General features: G+C 73.1%; 15 protein-coding genes. 8 read left to right on the top strand and 7 right to left on the bottom strand.

From position 1 onward, the window contains the following. Positions 1-109: 109 nt before the first annotated feature. The gene (gene pdxH, locus AMK13_RS33860) at positions 110-742 is read right to left on the bottom strand and encodes a pyridoxamine 5'-phosphate oxidase (RefSeq protein WP_074005541.1); all 633 of its coding nucleotides are present in this window, start codon (positions 740-742) and stop codon (positions 110-112) included. A gap of 438 nt (positions 743-1,180) precedes the next feature. Here pdxH and AMK13_RS33855 point away from each other — a divergent pair, with 438 nt between their 5' ends. Then, positions 1,181-2,281 (top strand): citrate synthase 2, encoded by a 1,101-nt coding sequence (locus AMK13_RS33855; protein ID WP_049656080.1) that lies wholly within the window; start codon positions 1,181-1,183, stop codon positions 2,279-2,281. Positions 2,282-2,456: 175 nt separating this feature from the next. Further along, positions 2,457-3,584, top strand: coding sequence for a phosphoserine transaminase (serC, locus tag AMK13_RS33850; RefSeq protein ID WP_049656082.1), 1,128 nt, complete (start codon positions 2,457-2,459; stop codon positions 3,582-3,584). A gap of 327 nt (positions 3,585-3,911) precedes the next feature. On the opposite strand, the gene thpR is transcribed toward serC, so the two are convergent. Then, a complete protein-coding gene (gene thpR / locus AMK13_RS33845) occupies positions 3,912-4,499 on the bottom strand; it encodes an RNA 2',3'-cyclic phosphodiesterase (RefSeq protein WP_074005471.1) in 588 nt (195 codons plus the stop codon). A 46-nt stretch (positions 4,500-4,545) separates the two neighbouring features. Here thpR and AMK13_RS33840 point away from each other — a divergent pair, with 46 nt between their 5' ends. Then, a complete protein-coding gene (locus AMK13_RS33840; RefSeq protein ID WP_079272742.1) occupies positions 4,546-5,064 on the top strand; it encodes a GNAT family N-acetyltransferase in 519 nt (172 codons plus the stop codon). A 57-nt stretch (positions 5,065-5,121) separates the two neighbouring features. On the opposite strand, the gene AMK13_RS33835 is transcribed toward AMK13_RS33840, so the two are convergent. Together AMK13_RS33835 and AMK13_RS33830 are read right to left on the bottom strand one after the other, a co-directional pair. After that, positions 5,122-6,411 (bottom strand): MFS transporter, encoded by a 1,290-nt coding sequence (locus tag AMK13_RS33835; protein WP_198959492.1) that lies wholly within the window; start codon positions 6,409-6,411, stop codon positions 5,122-5,124. A 394-nt stretch (positions 6,412-6,805) separates the two neighbouring features. Next, on the bottom strand, positions 6,806-7,240 hold the full coding sequence (locus tag AMK13_RS33830; RefSeq protein WP_030235202.1) for a MarR family winged helix-turn-helix transcriptional regulator: 435 nt from the start codon (positions 7,238-7,240) through the stop codon (positions 6,806-6,808). A 123-nt stretch (positions 7,241-7,363) separates the two neighbouring features. On the opposite strand from AMK13_RS33830, the gene AMK13_RS33825 reads away from it, so the two are divergent. Beyond that, positions 7,364-7,858, top strand: coding sequence for a VOC family protein (locus tag AMK13_RS33825; RefSeq protein ID WP_234348557.1), 495 nt, complete (start codon positions 7,364-7,366; stop codon positions 7,856-7,858). A gap of 283 nt (positions 7,859-8,141) precedes the next feature. Continuing rightward, positions 8,142-8,990 (top strand): MHYT domain-containing protein, encoded by an 849-nt coding sequence (locus tag AMK13_RS33820; protein WP_074005469.1) that lies wholly within the window; start codon positions 8,142-8,144, stop codon positions 8,988-8,990. A 179-nt stretch (positions 8,991-9,169) separates the two neighbouring features. Here the strand turns inward: AMK13_RS33820 and AMK13_RS33815 are convergent, their stop codons facing one another. Beyond that, the gene (locus tag AMK13_RS33815) at positions 9,170-10,888 is read right to left on the bottom strand and encodes a hydrogenase maturation protein (RefSeq protein WP_074005468.1); all 1,719 of its coding nucleotides are present in this window, start codon (positions 10,886-10,888) and stop codon (positions 9,170-9,172) included. Between the two features lie 204 nt (positions 10,889-11,092). Next, on the bottom strand, positions 11,093-12,016 hold the full coding sequence (locus AMK13_RS33810) for a DUF4231 domain-containing protein (protein WP_049655027.1): 924 nt from the start codon (positions 12,014-12,016) through the stop codon (positions 11,093-11,095). 131 nt (positions 12,017-12,147) lie between these two features. On the opposite strand from AMK13_RS33810, the gene AMK13_RS33805 reads away from it, so the two are divergent. Next, positions 12,148-12,597 carry a VOC family protein gene (locus AMK13_RS33805; protein WP_074005467.1) on the top strand — a complete coding sequence of 150 codons (450 nt, stop codon included), beginning with the start codon at positions 12,148-12,150 and terminating at the stop codon, positions 12,595-12,597. 77 nt (positions 12,598-12,674) lie between these two features. On the opposite strand, the gene AMK13_RS33800 is transcribed toward AMK13_RS33805, so the two are convergent. Continuing rightward, a complete protein-coding gene (locus AMK13_RS33800) occupies positions 12,675-14,135 on the bottom strand; it encodes an NCS2 family permease (protein ID WP_049655021.1) in 1,461 nt (486 codons plus the stop codon). A gap of 176 nt (positions 14,136-14,311) precedes the next feature. On the opposite strand from AMK13_RS33800, the gene AMK13_RS33795 reads away from it, so the two are divergent. Beyond that, positions 14,312-14,635 carry a DUF2530 domain-containing protein gene (locus tag AMK13_RS33795; RefSeq protein WP_074005466.1) on the top strand — a complete coding sequence of 108 codons (324 nt, stop codon included), beginning with the start codon at positions 14,312-14,314 and terminating at the stop codon, positions 14,633-14,635. 52 nt (positions 14,636-14,687) lie between these two features. Next, complete coding sequence (locus AMK13_RS33790; RefSeq protein ID WP_049655015.1) at positions 14,688-17,147, top strand: HAD-IC family P-type ATPase; 2,460 nt, start codon at positions 14,688-14,690, stop codon at positions 17,145-17,147. Positions 17,148-17,152 lie beyond the last annotated feature (5 nt).

Below are 17,152 nucleotides of genomic sequence, written 5' to 3'. Positions count from 1 at the left end.
CCCTGGCCTGCCGACCCGCCCACGGTACCGGCGAGTTGGGGGGATGCGGGGCCGTTCGGCCCCCATCAGCTCCGCGCGGGCGCCGCGCGGAGCCTGTGGGCCGAACGGATCACGGGCAGAGCCGCTCCACCCGCCACCCCGTCGGGCTGGACGGGTCGACGACGTAGCGGAGCCGGTCGTGCAGCCGGTTCTCCCGGCCCTGCCAGAACTCGACGCTCCGCGGGACCACCCGGTACCCGCCCCAGAACGGCGGGACGGGCACGCCCTCGCCCTCCGGGTAGCGGCGCTCCAGCTCGGCGTACCGCTGTTCGAGGACCTCCCGGCCGCCGACCGGGCTGGACTGCTCGCTGGCCCAGGCGCCCAGCTGGGAGCCGTGCGGGCGGGTGCGGAAGTAGGCCGCGGTCTCGTCCCGGCCGACCTTCTCCACCCGGCCCTGGACGATCACCTGGCGGGCCAGCGCGATCCACGGGAACAGCAGCCCGGCATGCGGGTTGGCGGCCAGCTCGGAGCCCTTGCGGGAGCCGTAGTTGGTGAAGAACACGAAGCCGCGCAGGTCGTAGCCCTTGAGCAGGACGGTGCGCGAGCTGGGCCGCCCCTCGGCGTCGGCGGTGGAGAGCACCATCGCGTTGGGCTCCACCACCCCGGCGTCGTCGGCGTCGTGGAACCAGCGGGTGAACTGGCCGATCGGCTCGGGCGCGAGCTGCTCCTCGACCAGGCCCTCGTGGCTGTAGTGCTTGCGCATCACGGTGAGGTCCGGCCGGGGGCGGGCCTCGTCGGCCAGGGTCCGGTTGGCGGGGCTCGGGGGCGTCGACTGGGCGCGATCCGGGGTCTGCACGCCAACATCATCCCGTACGACAAGCAGCGGGCACCGCTACCTCCGGACAAACCCCGGTGGGAGATCAGGTGACCCTCCACCGCTCGGCCGCCCGCCCTGCGGGGAATTGTCCGGAACCGGACGTTTGATTCGGGGGATTCCAGGGCTTCCGGGGGCGCCACGGGCCCGGCCGGCCCCTCCGACGGGGAAAGTCAAACGGGTCGACGGGAAACATCACCATGGTGGTGTATGGCGCAATGCACCCCGTGCCTGTCACCCTGGCACCGAGTGCCAAACACCATTCGGTCACTGGCGCGCCGCCCCACCACGGCGGGGCGCCGATCACAGAACTGAGGGAGCCGTCGCATGTCCGATTTCGTACCCGGGCTTGAGGGAGTCGTCGCGTTCGAGAGCGAGATCGCCGAACCCGACCGTGAGGGCGGCGCCCTGCGGTACCGCGGTGTCGACATCGACGACCTGGTGGGCAGCGTCTCCTTCGGCCACGTCTGGGGCCTGCTGGTGGACGGCAAGTTCAACCCCGGCCTGCCGGCCGCGGAGCCGTTCCCGATCCCGGTGCACTCCGGCGACATCCGGGTCGACGTGCAGTCGGCGCTCGCCATGCTCGCCCCGGTCTGGGGCCTCAAGCCGCTGCTGGACATCGACGCCGAGCAGGCCCGCGACGACCTCGCCCGGGCCGCCGTGATGGCACTCTCCTACGTCGCCCAGTCGGCCCGCGGCCAGGGCCTGCCGATGGTCCCGCAGAGCGAGATCGACAAGGCCGAGACGGTCGTCGAGCGGTTCATGATCCGCTGGCGCGGCGAGCCGGACCCGAAGCACGTCAAGGCCGTCGACGCCTACTGGACCTCCGCCGCCGAGCACGGCATGAACGCCTCCACCTTCACCGCCCGGGTCATCGCCTCCACCGGCGCCGACGTCGCGGCCGCGCTCTCCGGCGCGGTCGGCGCGATGTCCGGCCCGCTGCACGGCGGCGCGCCGTCCCGCGTGCTCGGCATGATCGAGGAGATCGAGCGCACCGGCGACGCCACCGCCTGGGTCAAGAACGCCCTGGACAAGGGCGAGCGGCTGATGGGCTTCGGCCACCGCGTCTACCGCGCCGAGGACCCGCGCGCCCGGGTGCTGCGCCGCACCGCCAAGGAGCTCGGCGCGCCGCGCTTCGAGGTCGCCGAGGCGCTGGAGAAGGCCGCGCTGGAGGAGCTGCACAACCGCCGCCCCGACCGCGTGCTGGCCACCAACGTCGAGTTCTGGGCCGCCATCATGCTGGACTTCGCCGAGGTCCCGGCGCACATGTTCACCTCGATGTTCACCTGCGCCCGGACGGCCGGCTGGTCGGCGCACATCCTGGAGCAGAAGCGCACGGGCCGGCTCGTGCGCCCCTCCGCGCGCTACATCGGCCCCGGCCCGCGCCGCCCCGAGGAGATCGAGGGCTGGGACGCCATCGCCCGCTGACCCCCCGGTCGGCGAATACCGGACGAGCGTCCGGTCAGTGCCCCTGAGCAGCGGGTCCGGCTCCGGCCGGGCCCGCTGCCGCACGTTTCCGGGCGGCTCCCCGAGCAGCCGTGACCGCGGTCTCAGCGGGCGGACGGCCGTACCCCGCCGGGCCCCCGGCCGGTAGGCTGCGCGCGTGGCTCAGATCCAGATCCCCGCTGACATCAAGCCCGCAGACGGCCGTTTCGGCTGCGGACCGTCCAAGGTGCGCCCCGAGGCCCTGAGTGCCCTCGCCGCCACCCAGACCTCCCTGCTCGGCACCTCGCACCGCCAGGCCCCGGTCAAGAACGTGGTCAAGCGCGTGCGCGAGGGCGTGAGCAGCCTGTTCTCGCTGCCGGACGGCTACCAGGTCGTCCTCGGCAACGGCGGCTCCACCGCCTTCTGGGACATCGCCGCCTTCGGCCTGGTGCGGGAGAAGTCCCAGCACCTGGACTTCGGCGAGTTCTCCTCGAAGTTCGCCTCCTCGGTCAAGGCCGCGCCGTGGCTCGGCGAGCCGACCGTGATCAAGACCGCCCCGGGCACCCACCCGCTGCCGGTCGCCGAGGCCGGCGTGGACGTCTACGGGCTCACCCACAACGAGACCTCGACCGGCGTCGCGATGCCGATCGCGCGCCCGGCCGGCGCCGACGAGGGCTCGCTGGTCCTGGTGGACGCCACCTCGGGCGCCGGCGGCCTGCCGGTGGACATCACCGAGACGGACGTCTACTACTTCGCCCCGCAGAAGTCCTTCGCCTCCGAGGGCGGCCTGTGGCTGGCCACCTTCTCCCCGGCCGCCCTGGAGCGCGCCGCCGAGATCGCCGCCTCCGGCCGCTACATCCCGCCGTTCTTCTCGCTGCCGACGGCCATCGACAACTCGTCGAAGGACCAGACGTACAACACCCCGTCGCTCTCCACCCTCTTCCTGCTGGCCGACCAGCTGGAGTGGCTGAACGGCAACGGCGGGCTGGACTGGGCGGTCGCCCGCACCGCCGACTCCTCGTCCCGGCTGTACTCCTGGGCCGAGAAGTCCCCGTTCGCGACCCCCTTCGTGGCGAACCCGGCCGAGCGCTCCCAGGTGGTCGGCACCATCGACTTCGACGAGTCGGTGGACGCCGCCGCGGTCGCCAAGGCACTGCGTGCCAACGGCATCGTGGACACCGAGCCGTACCGCAAGCTGGGCCGCAACCAGCTGCGCATCGCGATGTTCCCGGCGATCGACCCGGCGGACGTCGAGGCGCTCACCCACTGCGTCGACTACGTGGTCGAGCAGCTCGCGCAGGTCTGACCCGGTCCCCCGAGGACACGGCCGAGGGCCACCGCCGACGGGCGGTGGCCCTCTCGCCGTTCCCGGGGTCCTGGGGCGTGTCTGTGCCCGGACGGGCCTCCGGCAGGCTCAGGCAGCCCTCGGACGGGCCTCAGGCAGGCCTCAGCGGCCGACCAGTGAGCTGATCAGCACGACGACCAGCATCAGCACCAGGGTGCCGGAGACGATGCGCATACGAGTCTTGGGATCCACGGTCAACGAGCGTACCTCCGGCTCACCCCGGACTCCGCCGGGCCCCTGCCCCACCGCCCCCCACGGCCCGCCCCCGCGGCGCTCAGCCCTCAGCCCTCAGCCCCAGTCGGCCAGCGCCCAGGTGCGCAGCGTCACGTAGCGCGCGGAGCCGCCGCCCGGGTCGCTGCGCACCAGGTGCAGCTCGGCGGCCTCCCACTCCGGCCCCCGGTAGTCGGCCAGCGCCGCCACCAGGCCGTCCAGCTCGGCCGCCGCGACCCGCTGCACGGCCCGCCGGTGCCCGCGCGAGGAGCCCGCCCGGGCGAGGGTGAGGTGCGGGTGGAAGGCGAAGTCGTCGGTCGCCCCGGTGACCTCGGCGGTGGCCTCCGTGACGGCCTCGGCCAGCCGGCGCAGCGCCCAGGCCTGGCCCTCGACCCCGGCCCAGAGCACCCGGTCGCCGAACCGCCCCGCGCCCGCGATCCGCAGCCGGTGCACCGGGTTGACCTCGGCGACGGCGGCCAGGCCCGCCGCCAGCTCCGGCAGCCGCTCGGCGGCCACCTCGCCCAGGAAGGCCAGGGTCAGGTGCCGGCCCTCGGCGCCGGTCCAGCGCAGCCGCTCCGCCCCCGGCAGCTCCCGCAGCGGCGCGACCGCGTCCGCGAGCCCCTGCAGCGCCTCGGTCGTCGGCAGCACCGCCACGAACAACCTCATGGATCAATCTTCCCGCGCCCGGCCGTCTGGGGTAGAACGGTCTTCCATGAAGATCCGCAACGGGGGGTCCGCGGACGTCCCCGACATCCTGTCCCTGCTCGACGGCGCCGTCTCCTGGCTGACCGCCCAGGGCCGTACCGGCCAGTGGGGCGACCAGCCGTTCAGCACCAACCAGGCCCGGATCGACCAGGTCTCCTCGTACGCCGAGGAGCCGTTCCTGATCCGCCTCGCCGTGGACGAGGACGGCCGTACGGTCGGCTGCTGCGTGGTCTCCGAGGACCGCGGCCGGTGGATCCCCGCCGTGGACGAGCGCGAGCTGTACGTCCGCAACCTGGTCACCGACCGCACCCGCAAGGGCTCCGGCATCGGCGCCGCGCTGATCGCCGACGCGATCGAGGAGGCCCGCCGGCGCGGCATCGGCCTGATCCGGGTGGACTGCTACGGCGGCGCCGACCGCAAGCTGGTCGGGCTCTACCGGGCGCTCGGCTTCACCGAGACCGTGACGTTCGAGGTCGAGCAGCCGCACGGCCTCTGGCCCGGCCAGGTGCTGGAGATCCGGCTCTGACCCGTCCGGCCCTGAACCATCCGGCCCCCGGGGCACTCCCGGGGGCCTGGCGCGGCATCAGCAGGCCGCCGCCAGCTCCGACTTGCTCGCCGCACCGGTCCGCGGCACGAAGGCCACCACCCGGCCGCCGCGGCCCGGGTGCAGGTCGAACCGCACCCGCAGGTCCGCGCTGCGGGCCAGCACCAGGCCGACCGCGCCGGCCGCCGCCGCGGACACCAGTCCGCAGGCCAGCAGGCCGAGCCGGGGCCCGTACGAGGCGGTCACCCAGCCGACGACCGGGGCGCCGATCGGCGTGCCGCCGGTGAAGACCAGCACCAGCAGGCCCATCACCCGGCCGCGCATCTCGGGGTCGGTGGACAACTGCAGCATGGAGTTGACGGAGGTGTTGAAGCTCAGCCCGAACACCCCGATGAGCATCAGCAGCAGCGCGAAGGTCCAGTAGTCGGGCGCGAACGCGGCGACCACCTCCAGCGCTCCGAAGGCCAGCGCCGCGCCGACCAGCCGGCGCAGCCGCGGCACGCCCCGGCGGGCGGCGAGCAGCGCACCCGCCAGCGAGCCGATCGCCATCGCGGTGTTCAGCAGGCCGTACTGGCCGGCGCCCACCTTGAAGGTGTCGTACGCGAAACCGGAGAGCAGCGTCGGGAAGTTGAAGCCGAAGGTGCCGATGAACCCGGCCAGCACCATCGGCCAGAGCAGCTCGGGCCGCTCCTTGACGTACCGCAGGCCCTCGCGCAACTGCCCCTTCTCGCGGGCGATCGGCGCGGTCGGGCGCAGTTCGGACTCCCGCATCGCGAGCAGCCCGCCGATCACTGCGGCGAAGGACAGCGCGTTGACGGCGAACGCCCAGCCGCTGCCGACCGCGGCGATCAGCAGGCCCGCGACGGCGGGGCCGACCAGCCGGGCGGTCTGGAAGTTGGCGGCGTTCAGGCTGACGGCGTTGGCCAGGTCCTTCGGGCCGACCATCTCGGAGACGAAGGCCTGCCGGGTCGGGTTGTCCACCACGGTGACCAGGCCGAGCAGCAGCGCGAAGGCGTACACGTAGTACGGCGTCACCACGCCGCCGACGGTCAGCACCGCGAGGCCGGCGGCCAGCAGGCCCATCGCGCCCTGGGTGTAGATCAGCAGCCGGCGCTTGGGCATCCGGTCGGCGAGCACGCCGCCGAACAGTCCGAGCAGCAGCATCGGCAGGAACTGCATGGCGGTGGTGATGCCGACCGCGAGCGGGCTGCCGGTGAGGCTCAGCACCAGCCAGTCCTGGGCGATGCGCTGCATCCAGGTGCCGGTGTTGGACACCACCTGGCCGGCGAAGTAGTAGCGGTAGTTGCGAACGCGAAGGGAGGAGAACATCCCCCCGGGCCTCGTGAAGCGGGCGCCTGTGGGAGATGTGGCCGATCGGGATCGGCCGGGAGCGGCGGGGTCCGCCGCGGTGCGTTCGTCGGGGTCGTCGTCGCCGTTGCCGGGCAGTCCCGTGGGGGCGGGTGCCTGGGCTTCGGCGGCCGCGGCACTGGCCGCGGCGGGGTCGGTGGTGGGCTCGTCGGTGCGGATGGCGGCGCTGGCTGCGGCCGTCGGTGTCACGTTGGTCTCCCCTCGCGGCGCGACGGCCATGGCGGTGGCCGTCGCGCTCCTGGTGTCGGTGGTCGGTCCTGCGGTGATGCGGGCTCCTTGTTCTCCCGGCGGCCGGCCGGGGTCGGTGTGCCTCAGAGGTGTACGAGCTGCGGCCGTACGGACCGCGGGTGTACGGCTACAGGTGTGCGAGCTTGTAGAGCACGGGCGCGGCCTCCCTGAGGACGGCCCACTCCTCCTCGTCGAGCCCCTGGGCGAGCTCGGCGAGCCAGACGTTCCGGCGCCGACGACTCTCCGCGAGGATCGTCTCGGCCTGCTCGGTGCTGCTGACGACCACCTGTCGGCGGTCCTCGGGGTGCGGTTCGCGCCGCACCAGCCCCTTCTCCTCCAGCATCGCGACGATCCTGGTCATCGAAGGAGGCTGCACGTGCTCCTTCCGGGCGAGCTCACCCGGCGTCGCCTTCCCGCACCGGGCGAGGGTGCCCAGCACTCCCATCTCGGTGGGACTCAGCGACTCCTCCACCCTCTGGTGTTTGAGTCGTCGGGAGAGGCGCATCGTGGACGATCGCAGCTGACTGATCGCTGCGAGGTCCTGCTCGGACATCTCGGGCATCTCTTTAGCTTACGTCATTACTCTCGCTAAGGAAAATGAGATCCGCCGCCGTGCCGGAGGGTCACCCCGGTGCCATATTGGTGATGGGCCCCAGCTCTCGACTCCCAGAAGGGCCGACCTGCCATGTCCGACCTCGCCACCGAGCGGTCCGAGCGGTCCGAGCCGTCCGGACGGCCGCAGTCGTCCGAACGGTCCGACCGGCCCCGGTCGTCCGAGCAGCCCCAGCCGACCGGGCCGACCGGGCCCGCCGACACCGGCTTCGGCCGGCTCGCCATGGTCACCATCGACTGCGCCGACCCGGTCGCGCTGGCCTCGTTCTACGGCGAACTGCTGGGGTGGGAGACCAGGCACGCGGACGACCACTTCGCCATCCTGGACAACCCCGAGGGCGGCAGCCCGCTGGGCTTCGGACGGGTGACCGGCTACCGGCCGGAGCCGTGGACGGAGCCGGACGGCAGCAAGCACTTCCACCTCGACTTCTACGTCGACGACCTGGACGAGGCCACCGCCAAGGCCCTCGCGCTCGGCGCCACCGAGCCCGCCTACCAGCACGGCCGCACACTACGGGTGCTGATCGACCCGGCCGGCCACCCGTTCGGGCTAGCCCCCTTGGAGTAAGCACCAAAGGCGGCCGGGGGCGGTGCGCAGGCGGTGTCAGGGGTTGGTGCCGGGATCATGCAGGCCGCGTAAAGGCCCATCCTGACCTGGGACTTCACGAAAAACGCGAACATTGTGCGACTGCCGGTCGATGGCTAATCTCCCCCTTGTCAGGGGCACCACACGCCAGGCTCCTCCCCGCGGGACGGCGTTCCCGCTCCGGTGCCCGTTCGCCGCGCGCCTTCCCCGACCAGCCGCGCCCTCCCGCGCCCCGGTGCCCTCAACCCTCGTCCAGGGAGCTCTCTTGGGTGCGATCCACCATGCCGACCACGGCTGGGTGACCCCGGCGGTCTCGTACTTCGTCGCCTGCCTCGGCGCCTTCGTCGCGCTGCGCAGCGCCCGCTGGGCGCTCGTCTCCCAGGGCCGCACCCGGGTCGTCTGGCTGCTGTTCGCCTCCACCTCGCTCGGCGCCGGGATCTGGTCGATGCACTTCATCGCGATGCTCGGCTTCTCCGTGACCGGCGCCGAGATCAGCTACCGGCCCCTGCTCACCGTGCTCAGCCTGCTGGTCGCCGTCGCCGTGGTCGGCATCGGACTCTTCACCGTCGGGTACTGGCGCCGCCGCGCCCCGGCCCTGCTGGTCGGCGGGCTGACCACCGGCCTCGGGGTCGCCGCGATGCACTACCTGGGCATGGCCGCGATGGTCCTGCCCGGCCGGCTCGGCTACGACCGGACCGTCGTGGCGGCCTCGGTGGCCATCGCCGTGGTCGCCGCCACCGCCGCGCTCTGGGCCGCGCTGAACATCCGGGGCACGCTCGCCGTCCTGGCGGCGGCGCCGGTGATGGGCGTGGCGGTCTGCGCGATGCACTACACCGGCATGGCGGCGCTCTCCGTCCAGCTGGACTTCTCGCGCTCCACCGAAGGCGGCGTGATGGCGCTCCAGTTCATCTTCCCGCTCGGGGTCGGGCTCGGCTGCTACATCTTCTTCGGCTCGCTGGCCTTCGCCGTCTCCCCGAGCCGACCCGACTCCCAACCCCTGCTGGCCGGTCCGGCCGCCCCGCTGCCCCCGCGGGCCGCGCGCACCCCGGGCGACCCGGACGGCCAGTTCGTCCCGCAGCGGCGACAGCCGCTGGGCGGGGCGGCCCGGCACTGACGCCGGGTACGGGAGCGGGGCCCGAGCGGGCGTCCGGCCGGGCCCCCCACCCCGGCCGGGCGCCGCCCGTCCCGCTCCTGCCCTCCCCGTACGACGCGTGACCCGCCACGACCGCGCGAACCCCTGTGCCCGCGTGGGCCGTTACGACCGCACAGGCCGCGTACCGCTACGCGGTCCGCCTACGACTGAGCCGGCCGCCCGAGCAGCCCCGCCACGTGCTCCGGCGTGGCCACCGGGCAGACCTTGTGCACGAAGTCCCGCCGCAGCGCGTGGTACGGCTCGCCCGCCCGGTAGAAGTCGGCGTGCATCCGGCGCAGTTCCTCCGCCCGGTACTCGGCCAGCGGCTTGGCCTCCTCGTCGGCCGCGCGGCGGCGCTTCTTGTCCACCAGCCGCCCGGTGAGCTCCGGCGAGGCGGCGATCCGGGCCGCCTCCCGGGCCACCCAGCGGCGGAACCCGGCCGCGTCCCCGCCGACCGTACGGTCCACCAGACCGATCCGGCGGGCGTGGTCCGCGCCGACCGGCAGCGCCTCGGCGGTGAGCCGCCCGGCCTGCTCGGCGCCGACCCGGCGGGGCAGGGTGTACGTCCAGTACTCGGAGCCGTACAGGCCCATCAGCCGGTAGTGCGGGTTGAGCACCGCCGAGTCCCGGCACCACACCTCGTCGGCGGCGAGCGCCGCCATCAGCCCGCCGGCCGCCGCGTTCCCGGCCAGGGCCGCCACCGTCACCTTGTCCGTCGTGGTCAGCACCGCCTCGACGACGTCGTCCATCGCGTTGATGTTCTCCCAGGACTCCAGCGCCGGGAAGGCCGCGCCCTGGATGACGTTGAGGTGGATGCCGTTGGAGAAGAAGTCCCGGGGCGCGCCGAGCACCAGCACCGAGGTCGGCCGCTCGGCCGCCTCCCGGTAGGCGGCGAGCAGCCGGCGGCACTGGTCGGTGCTCATCGCCCCGCCCGCGTAGGCGAATTCGAGGAACCCGACCTCGCCCTCCTCGTGGTAGCGCAGCTCCGACCAGGTGTCCCGGCCGCTCGCCCGTTCCGGGCTCACCGGCACCTCGCGGACCCGGTACAGCTCGTCGGCGAGCACCGTGGCGGCCGGCAGCTTGAAGGTGGCCGGCCCGCCGGGGGTGCGGCGCGGGCGCAGCTGCGGTATCCACACCGCGCCGTCCACGGTGGCCCGGCAGATGGCGCCGTCCCGGGTGGCCAGCACGGCGCCCGGCACCGGGCCGCGCAGCTCGTCCTCGGGGTGGCCGCCGTGCAGGAAGAACTCCCGTCCGTACAGCTCGTCCAGCACGCCGGGCTGGGAGTCGGCGGCGCGCAGCCTGCGCAGCACGGTGGCGGTGTCGTCCCGCTCCCAGTCGATCCGGCGGGCCTCCTGGCGCAGCGGGGGCCGCGGTTCGCCGTGCACGTCCGGCCGGGCGTAGTCCAGCGGTTCGGGGGTGAACAGCCCGCCCTCGTACCGCTGGACGGCCAGCAGGACGGCCTCGACGGCGGCGTCGGCGAGCTCGCCCCGGTACAACTCGCTCTTGCCGCAGGCCGGGACGGGGAACTCGACGGACGCCCAGATGTCGCCGGCGTCCATCTCCTCGACGGCCTGCAGCACGGTGACGCCCCAGCGCTCGGCCCCCTCGGTGATCGCCCAGTCGAGCGAGGAGGGGCCGCGGTCGCCCTTGGGCCCCGGGTGGACGATCAGGACGGTCCGGGTCGACCAGATGTCCTGCGGGACGGCCTTGGTGAGCATCGGACAGATGATCAGCTCGGGGTCGGTGCGGACCACCGCCGCCCTCATCTGCTCGTCACCGAGGGCGAGTTGGACGGCGACCTGGTGGCCGCGCTCGCGCAGCCCGGTGTGGACGCGCTGGGTCAGGCTGTTGAACGCGCTGGCGATCAGGAGAATGCGCAAGGAGGGCCTCCGGCGGGAACTGGGGTCGCGCGCAGGCGATGAAACCAGGGCATGGACACGTAACGATTACGGTCCGCACCTGGGCGCCCTACTCTCACGCACCCCGCACACCCGCACCCCGCGTTTCGCCGGATCTCCCCAAGTCCCCGCTCCGGTCGAGTACTCTGCGCCGCTCCCGCCCCCCGTCCGTCCCGCGAGCCCGGCTCAGCGCGGGAACGCCCGGCGGGCCCGCCAGGTGGTGTGCTCCCGGGAGACCGCGTCCTCCGCCTCGGCGGCCAGCCGGGCCCAACGGGCCTCGGCGTCCGGCGCCTTGAGGTCGAGGTCGGACAGCTGGTTGCCGACGTTCTCCAGCTCCCGCGCGGCCAGTTGGTAGGCGGCGGCCAGCGGGCCGAGCTGCTTGAGCTGCGTCCAGGCGATGATCGCCGCGGCCGCGGCCGAGGTGGCGCCGAAGACGTGCACCGGCAGCGCGCCGGTGGCCTGGGCGATGGCCGCCGCAGCACCGACGATGATCAGCACCGCGACGCCGAGCCCCCAGGAGACCGCCTGCGAGTCGCAGGCCTCGGCCCGGGAGCGGTACCAGGTGCGCTGGCCCTCGACCCGGGTGCGCAGGTAGAGCGTGCGCCGGGCGGTCAGGCTCTCGGCGCGCTGCCGGCGCATCTCCGGGGTGATCTCGGCGACGCTGCCGGGCGGCACGATCTCCGGGTCCTCGAAGGCCCGCAGCACGTCCTCGACCTGGAGCAGGTAGCCGCGGTCGGTGTCCTCGGACTCGGCCGCGCCGTCGAACGGCCGGGCCCGGACGGTGTACTTCCAGGCCAGCGTCTTGACCGACTCGGCCGCCGCCCGGGCCTGGTACCAGCGGCCCTGCGGGTTGCCGCGGCGCAGCCGGGACCAGAAGTAGCCGGCCACCAGGAAGGCGGCGACCGAGAACAGCGGCCAGATGTCGAGGGCGTTCTTGTCGTCCGGGTCGGGGAACGACCCGATCACGGCGGCGACCACCAGCATCGCGATCAGGCCGCGGTACCAGCGCAGCGTCTCCCGCTGGCCGTCCAGCGAGGCCTTGTCCGTCGTCCAGAACAGCTCCGGCAGCAGCTGCGCCTCGACGCCCCCCGGCGGATCCTGTTGCACCATCGGTCGAGTCCCCTCCCCCTTCTCCGTCCAGCCAGTATTCCCACCGCCAACTGGCCTACACGGGCGCCTTTTTGACAACTTCTGACGGCCGGCCATTGCCCGACCCCCGGGTAACCGGTAGAAACGGTTACATGCCGCTGCACTGGAAGCTCGTCATCGACTGCGCCGACCCGCACCGCCAGGCCGCCTTCTGGGCCGCCGCCCTGGAGTACACACCGGAGGACCACGGCGCGCTGATCACCCGGCTGCTCGCCGCCGGCGCGGTCGGCCCGGAGGCCCTCACCGAGGTGGACGGCCACCCGGCCTGGCGCTCCCTGGCCGCCGTCCGCCACCCCGAGGACCCGTTCGACCCGGCCTCGGACACCGGCCTCGGCCGCCGCGTCCTGTTCCAGGCCGTCCCCGAGGCCCAGCAGGGCAAGAACCGCCTGCACCTCGACGTCCACCCCGGCCCGGGCGAGCGCGAGGCCACCGTCGCCCGCCTCACCGCCCTCGGCGCCACCACCCTCCGCCACGTCGACGAGCCCGGCGGCGCCTGGACGGTCATGCAGGATCCCGAGGGCAACGAGTTCTGCGTCCACTGACCGCCGAGCCCCGGGAACGCCGACGGCCCCGCCCTCCCGAGCGGGAGGACGGGGCCGTCGGAGAACCGGCGGGGCCGTCAGAGCAGGCCGAAGGCCGGCATCAGGTAGTAGAAGGCGAAGACCGACGCCACCGCGTACATGGGGACGGGGACCTCGCGGCCGCGGCCGGCGGCCAGGCGCAGCACGCAGAAGGCGATGAAGCCCATGCCGATGCCGTTGGTGATGCTGTAGGTGAACGGCATCATCACGATGGTCAGGAAGGCCGGGATCGCGATCGTGTAGTCGGCCCAGTCGATCTCCTTGATCGAGTTGGCCAGGATCAGGAAGCCGACGGTGATCAGGGCCGGGGTGGCGGCCTGGGCCGGGACCATGGTGGCGAGCGGGGTGAGGAAGAGCGCCACCACGAAGAGCAGGCCGGTGACGATCGAGGCGAAGCCGGTCCGGGCGCCCTCGCCGACGCCGGCGGTGGACTCGACGAAGCAGGTGTTGGCGGAGGCCGAGGTGGCACCGCCGGCCGCGGTGGCGATGCCGTCGACCATCAGGACCTTGTTGATGCCGGGCAGGTCGCCCTTCTCGTCCAGCAGGTGGGCCTCGTCGGCCACGCCGAGGATGGTGCCCATCGCGTCGAAGAAGCAGGACATCAGCACGGTGAAGACGAACAGCAGGCCGGTCAGCACGCCGACCTTCTCGAAGCCGCCGAACAGGCTGACCTTGCCGACCAGGCCGAAGTCCGGCGCGGAGACCGGGTTGCCCGGCCAGGTCGGGACGGTGAGGCCCCACTTGAGCGCCGGGACGTCGGCCACCTTGTCGATGACCGCGGCGAGCGCGGTGGAGACCGCGATGCTGATCAGGATGGCGCCGGGCACCTTGCGGATCAGCAGGACCAGGGTGAGCACCAGGCCGATCACGAAGATCAGCACCGGGAAGCCGAGCAGGTGCCCGTTGCCGCCGAGCTGGAGCGGGACGGTGGTGTGGGCGGCGTCCGGGATGCGGCTGACGAAGCCGGAGTCGACCAGGCCGACCAGGCTGATGAACAGGCCGATACCGATCGCGATGGCCTTGCGCAGGCCGAGCGGGACGGCGTTCATGACCCGCTCGCGCAGCCCGGTGGCGACCAGCAGCATGATCGCGAAACCGGCCAGCACGACCATGCCCATGGCGTCCGGCCAGGTCATCTTGGGGGCGAGCTGGAGCGCCACGATCGTGTTGACCCCGAGTCCGGCGGCCAGGCCGATCGGGACGTTGCCGATGACGCCCATCAGCAGGGTGGTGAGACCCGCGGTGAGGGCGGTGGCGGTGACCAGCTGGGCGCTGTTCAGGTGAGCCCCGGTGACGTCCGTGCCGCTGGCCAGGATGATCGGGTTCAGCACCAGGATGTACGCCATGGTGAAGAAGGTGGCGACACCGCCGCGGATCTCGCGCGGCAGGGTGGAGCCCCGCTCGCTGATCCGGAAGAAGCGGTCGACGGCGCTCGTGGGGGGCTGCGGCGCGGCGTCGGCGGGTTCGGGCGACTCGGTGGTCGGCTGGACCACAGGCATGCGTGCGTCCTCTGTGGGGGAGCTGAGGAGGGGGTGGGAACGCCCGGGGCGACGGTGGCCGGGCGCAGGGCCTCAAGTATCGTTTCCCGATCGCACACGCGCTATCTTCGCGCGTAGAGCCCGCGCGGGGTCACGGCACCCGCGCAGCCGCCCCACCGCACCGTACGCTAGGCCCCATGCCCAAGACGCCACTGCACCCCTCGCCCCCTCCGCTGGAGGCCAACGACGTCGCCATCGTCGGCGGCGGCACGGTGCTGTGGTTCATCGCCTTCCTCGCCCTGCTCCCCTTCCAGGGCAGCCTCTCGGCGCACGGCCACGGCACCTGGCCGTGGATCTGCCTCTCCGGCGGCCTGCTCGGCCTGATCGGCCTCTGGTACTGCCGCGCCCGGCGGGACGCGATCGCCCGCGGCCGCGCCGCCGAAGCTGCCGAGGCGGCCGCACACACGGCCGAACGGACGACCGGCGACGACGGCCAGGACCCGGCCACCCGGTCGGACTGAATAGTCCTTTAGTAGCACGCACCGGACATAAGGCGCCCGTAGAGTCGGTGCCATGACGCAGCCTGCCCAGCCGGCGGAAGAGCAGCCGGCCGACGGAGACCGCCCGGACGGAGCCCACCCCCTCGGCCTGCTGCCCGGCCGACGCGGCGGCCTGACCACCGCCGAGGTCGCCGAACGGGTCGCCCGGGGCCAGGTCAACGACGTCCCCGTACGGTCCAGCCGGTCCACCCGGGAGATCGTCCGCGCCAACGTCTTCACCCGCTTCAACGCGATCATCGGCGTGATGTTCGGGATCATCCTGATCGTCGGTCCGATCCAGGACGGCCTGTTCGGCCTGGTCATCGTGGCCAACACGGCGATCGGCATCATCCAGGAGCTGCGCGCCAAGAAGACCCTGGACAGCCTGGCCCTGATCGGCGAGGCCCGCCCGCAGGTCCGCCGGGACGGCACCGCCCGGCAGGTCGGCGTCTCCGAGATCGTCCTCGACGACACCGTGCTGCTCGGCATCGGCGACAAGGTGATCGTGGACGGCGAGGTCACCGAGGCGGACGGCCTGGAGATCGACGAGTCGCTGCTCACCGGCGAACCCGACCCGGTCCTCAAGCAGCCCGGCGACCAGGTGATGTCCGGCAGCTTCGTGGTGGCCGGCGCCGGCGCGTTCACCGCCACCAAGGTCGGCCGCGAGGCCTACGCGGCCCAGCTCGCCGAGGAGGCCAGCAAGTTCACCCTGGTGAAGTCGGAGCTGCGCACCGGCATCGACAGCATCCTGCGGATCATCACCTACCTGTTGATCCCCACCGCCCTCGGCCTGATCATCAGCCAGCTGGCCGTCGAGGGCCGGGACTGGCGCGAGGCCGTCCGGCGCATGGTGGCCGGCATCGTGCCGATGGTCCCCGAGGGCCTGGTGCTGCTTACCTCGGTCGCCTTCGCGATCGGCGTGGTCCGGCTCGGCCGCAAGCAGTGCCTGGTCCAGGAGCTCCCGGCGATCGAGGGCCTGGCCCGGGTGGACACCGTCTGCCTGGACAAGACCGGCACCCTCACCGAGGGCGGCATGGACGTGGTCGACCTGCGGGTGCTCTCCGACGGGGAGCCCGCCGCCGTCGACAAGGACACCGTCCAGCACGCGCTGGCCGTGATGGCCGGCGCCGACGCCCGCCCCAACCCGTCCATGCAGGCGGTCATCGACGCGTACGGGCGCGGCGACGACGGCGCCGCCTCCGGCCGGAACGGCTGGCGGGTGATCGAGGCGATGCCCTTCTCCTCCGCCCGCAAGTGGAGCGGCGTGCAGCTGCTGGAGCCGCAGGGCGGCGAGGCCAGCTGGCTGCTCGGCGCGCCCGACGTGCTGCTGCCCGCCGGGCACCCGGCCCTGGCCGAAGTGGACGAACTGGGCGCCCAGGGCCTGCGGGTGCTGCTGCTGGGCCGCACCCCCGTCCCGCTGGACTCCCCCGACCCGGCGGCCGGCCTCACCCCGCTCGCCCTGGTGGTGCTCCAGCAGCGGCTGCGCTCGGACGCCGCCGAGACCCTGCGCTACTTCGAGGGCCAGCGGGTCCGGGCCAAGGTCATCTCCGGCGACTCGGCGGTCTCGGTCGGCGCGGTGGCCGGCCACCTGGGCCTGCCCGGCGCCGACCACCCGCTGGACGCCCGCTCCCTGCCCACCGACCCGGAGCAGCTCGCCGAGACCGCCGACCGGACCAGCGTCTTCGGCCGGGTCACCCCCCAGCAGAAGCGCCAACTGGTCGGGGCGCTGCAGTCCCGCGGCCACACCGTGGCGATGACCGGAGACGGCGTCAACGACGTGCTCGCGCTCAAGGACGCCGACATCGGCGTGGCGATGGGCACCGGCTCCGACGCCACCAAGGCGGTCGCCCAGATCGTGCTGCTGAACGACTCCTTCGCCTCGCTGCCGTCGGTGGTGGCCGAGGGCCGCCGGGTGATCGGCAACATCGAGCGGGTCGCCTCACTCTTCCTGGTGAAGACCGTCTACTCGGTCCTGCTGGCGCTCCTGGTGATCTTCACCCACTCGCCGTACCCGTTCCTGCCCCGGCACTCCACCGTGCTGTCCTCGCTGACCATCGGCATCCCGGCCTTCTTCCTCGCCCTCGCCCCCAACAACGAGCGGGCCCGCACCGGCTTCGTGAAGCGCGTGCTGCGGCTGGCGGTCCCCGGCGGCGCCATCGCCGGCACCGGCACCTTCGTCGCCTACACGCTCGCCCGCACCGACCACGCGACCGACCTCAAGGCCGACACCAGCGTGGCCACCCTGACGCTCTTCCTGATCGCCATCTGGGTCCTCGCCATCGTCGCCCGCCCGTACAACTGGTGGCGGCTGCTGCTGATCGGCGCCATGGGCGGCGCGTTCGCCCTGGTCCTGCTGGTGCCCCCGCTGAAGTCGTTCTTCGACCTCTCCCTGGTCGGCTACCGCGACCCGCTGACGGGCGTCGCCGTCGCGGTGGTCTGCGGCATCGCCCTGGAGATCGCCTGGCGCGTGATGAAGCGCCGCGGCATGGAGTGACGGAG

Origin of the sequence: Streptomyces sp. CB02056, assembly GCF_001905545.1 — a bacterium.
GTDB lineage: Bacteria > Actinomycetota > Actinomycetes > Streptomycetales > Streptomycetaceae > Kitasatospora.
The sequence above is the reverse complement of the archived record's forward strand: the minus strand, read 5'-3'. Positions and strand labels throughout refer to the sequence as shown.

Coding starts and splice junctions, on each gene's coding strand:
- AMK13_RS33810 (WP_049655027.1), bottom strand. CDS start 12,016: ATGGTGCAACAGGATCCGCCGGGGGGCGTCGAGGCGCAGCTGCTGCCG.
- AMK13_RS33825 (WP_234348557.1), top strand. CDS start 7,364: ATGTCCGACCTCGCCACCGAGCGGTCCGAGCGGTCCGAGCCGTCCGGA.
- AMK13_RS33805 (WP_074005467.1), top strand. CDS start 12,148: ATGCCGCTGCACTGGAAGCTCGTCATCGACTGCGCCGACCCGCACCGC.
- AMK13_RS33800 (WP_049655021.1), bottom strand. CDS start 14,135: ATGCCTGTGGTCCAGCCGACCACCGAGTCGCCCGAACCCGCCGACGCC.
- AMK13_RS33830 (WP_030235202.1), bottom strand. CDS start 7,240: ATGCCCGAGATGTCCGAGCAGGACCTCGCAGCGATCAGTCAGCTGCGA.
- AMK13_RS33795 (WP_074005466.1), top strand. CDS start 14,312: ATGCCCAAGACGCCACTGCACCCCTCGCCCCCTCCGCTGGAGGCCAAC.
- AMK13_RS33790 (WP_049655015.1), top strand. CDS start 14,688: ATGACGCAGCCTGCCCAGCCGGCGGAAGAGCAGCCGGCCGACGGAGAC.
- AMK13_RS33835 (WP_198959492.1), bottom strand. CDS start 6,411: ATGTTCTCCTCCCTTCGCGTTCGCAACTACCGCTACTACTTCGCCGGC.
- AMK13_RS33840 (WP_079272742.1), top strand. CDS start 4,546: ATGAAGATCCGCAACGGGGGGTCCGCGGACGTCCCCGACATCCTGTCC.
- thpR (WP_074005471.1), bottom strand. CDS start 4,499: ATGAGGTTGTTCGTGGCGGTGCTGCCGACGACCGAGGCGCTGCAGGGG.
- AMK13_RS33855 (WP_049656080.1), top strand. CDS start 1,181: ATGTCCGATTTCGTACCCGGGCTTGAGGGAGTCGTCGCGTTCGAGAGC.
- pdxH (WP_074005541.1), bottom strand. CDS start 742: ATGCGCAAGCACTACAGCCACGAGGGCCTGGTCGAGGAGCAGCTCGCG.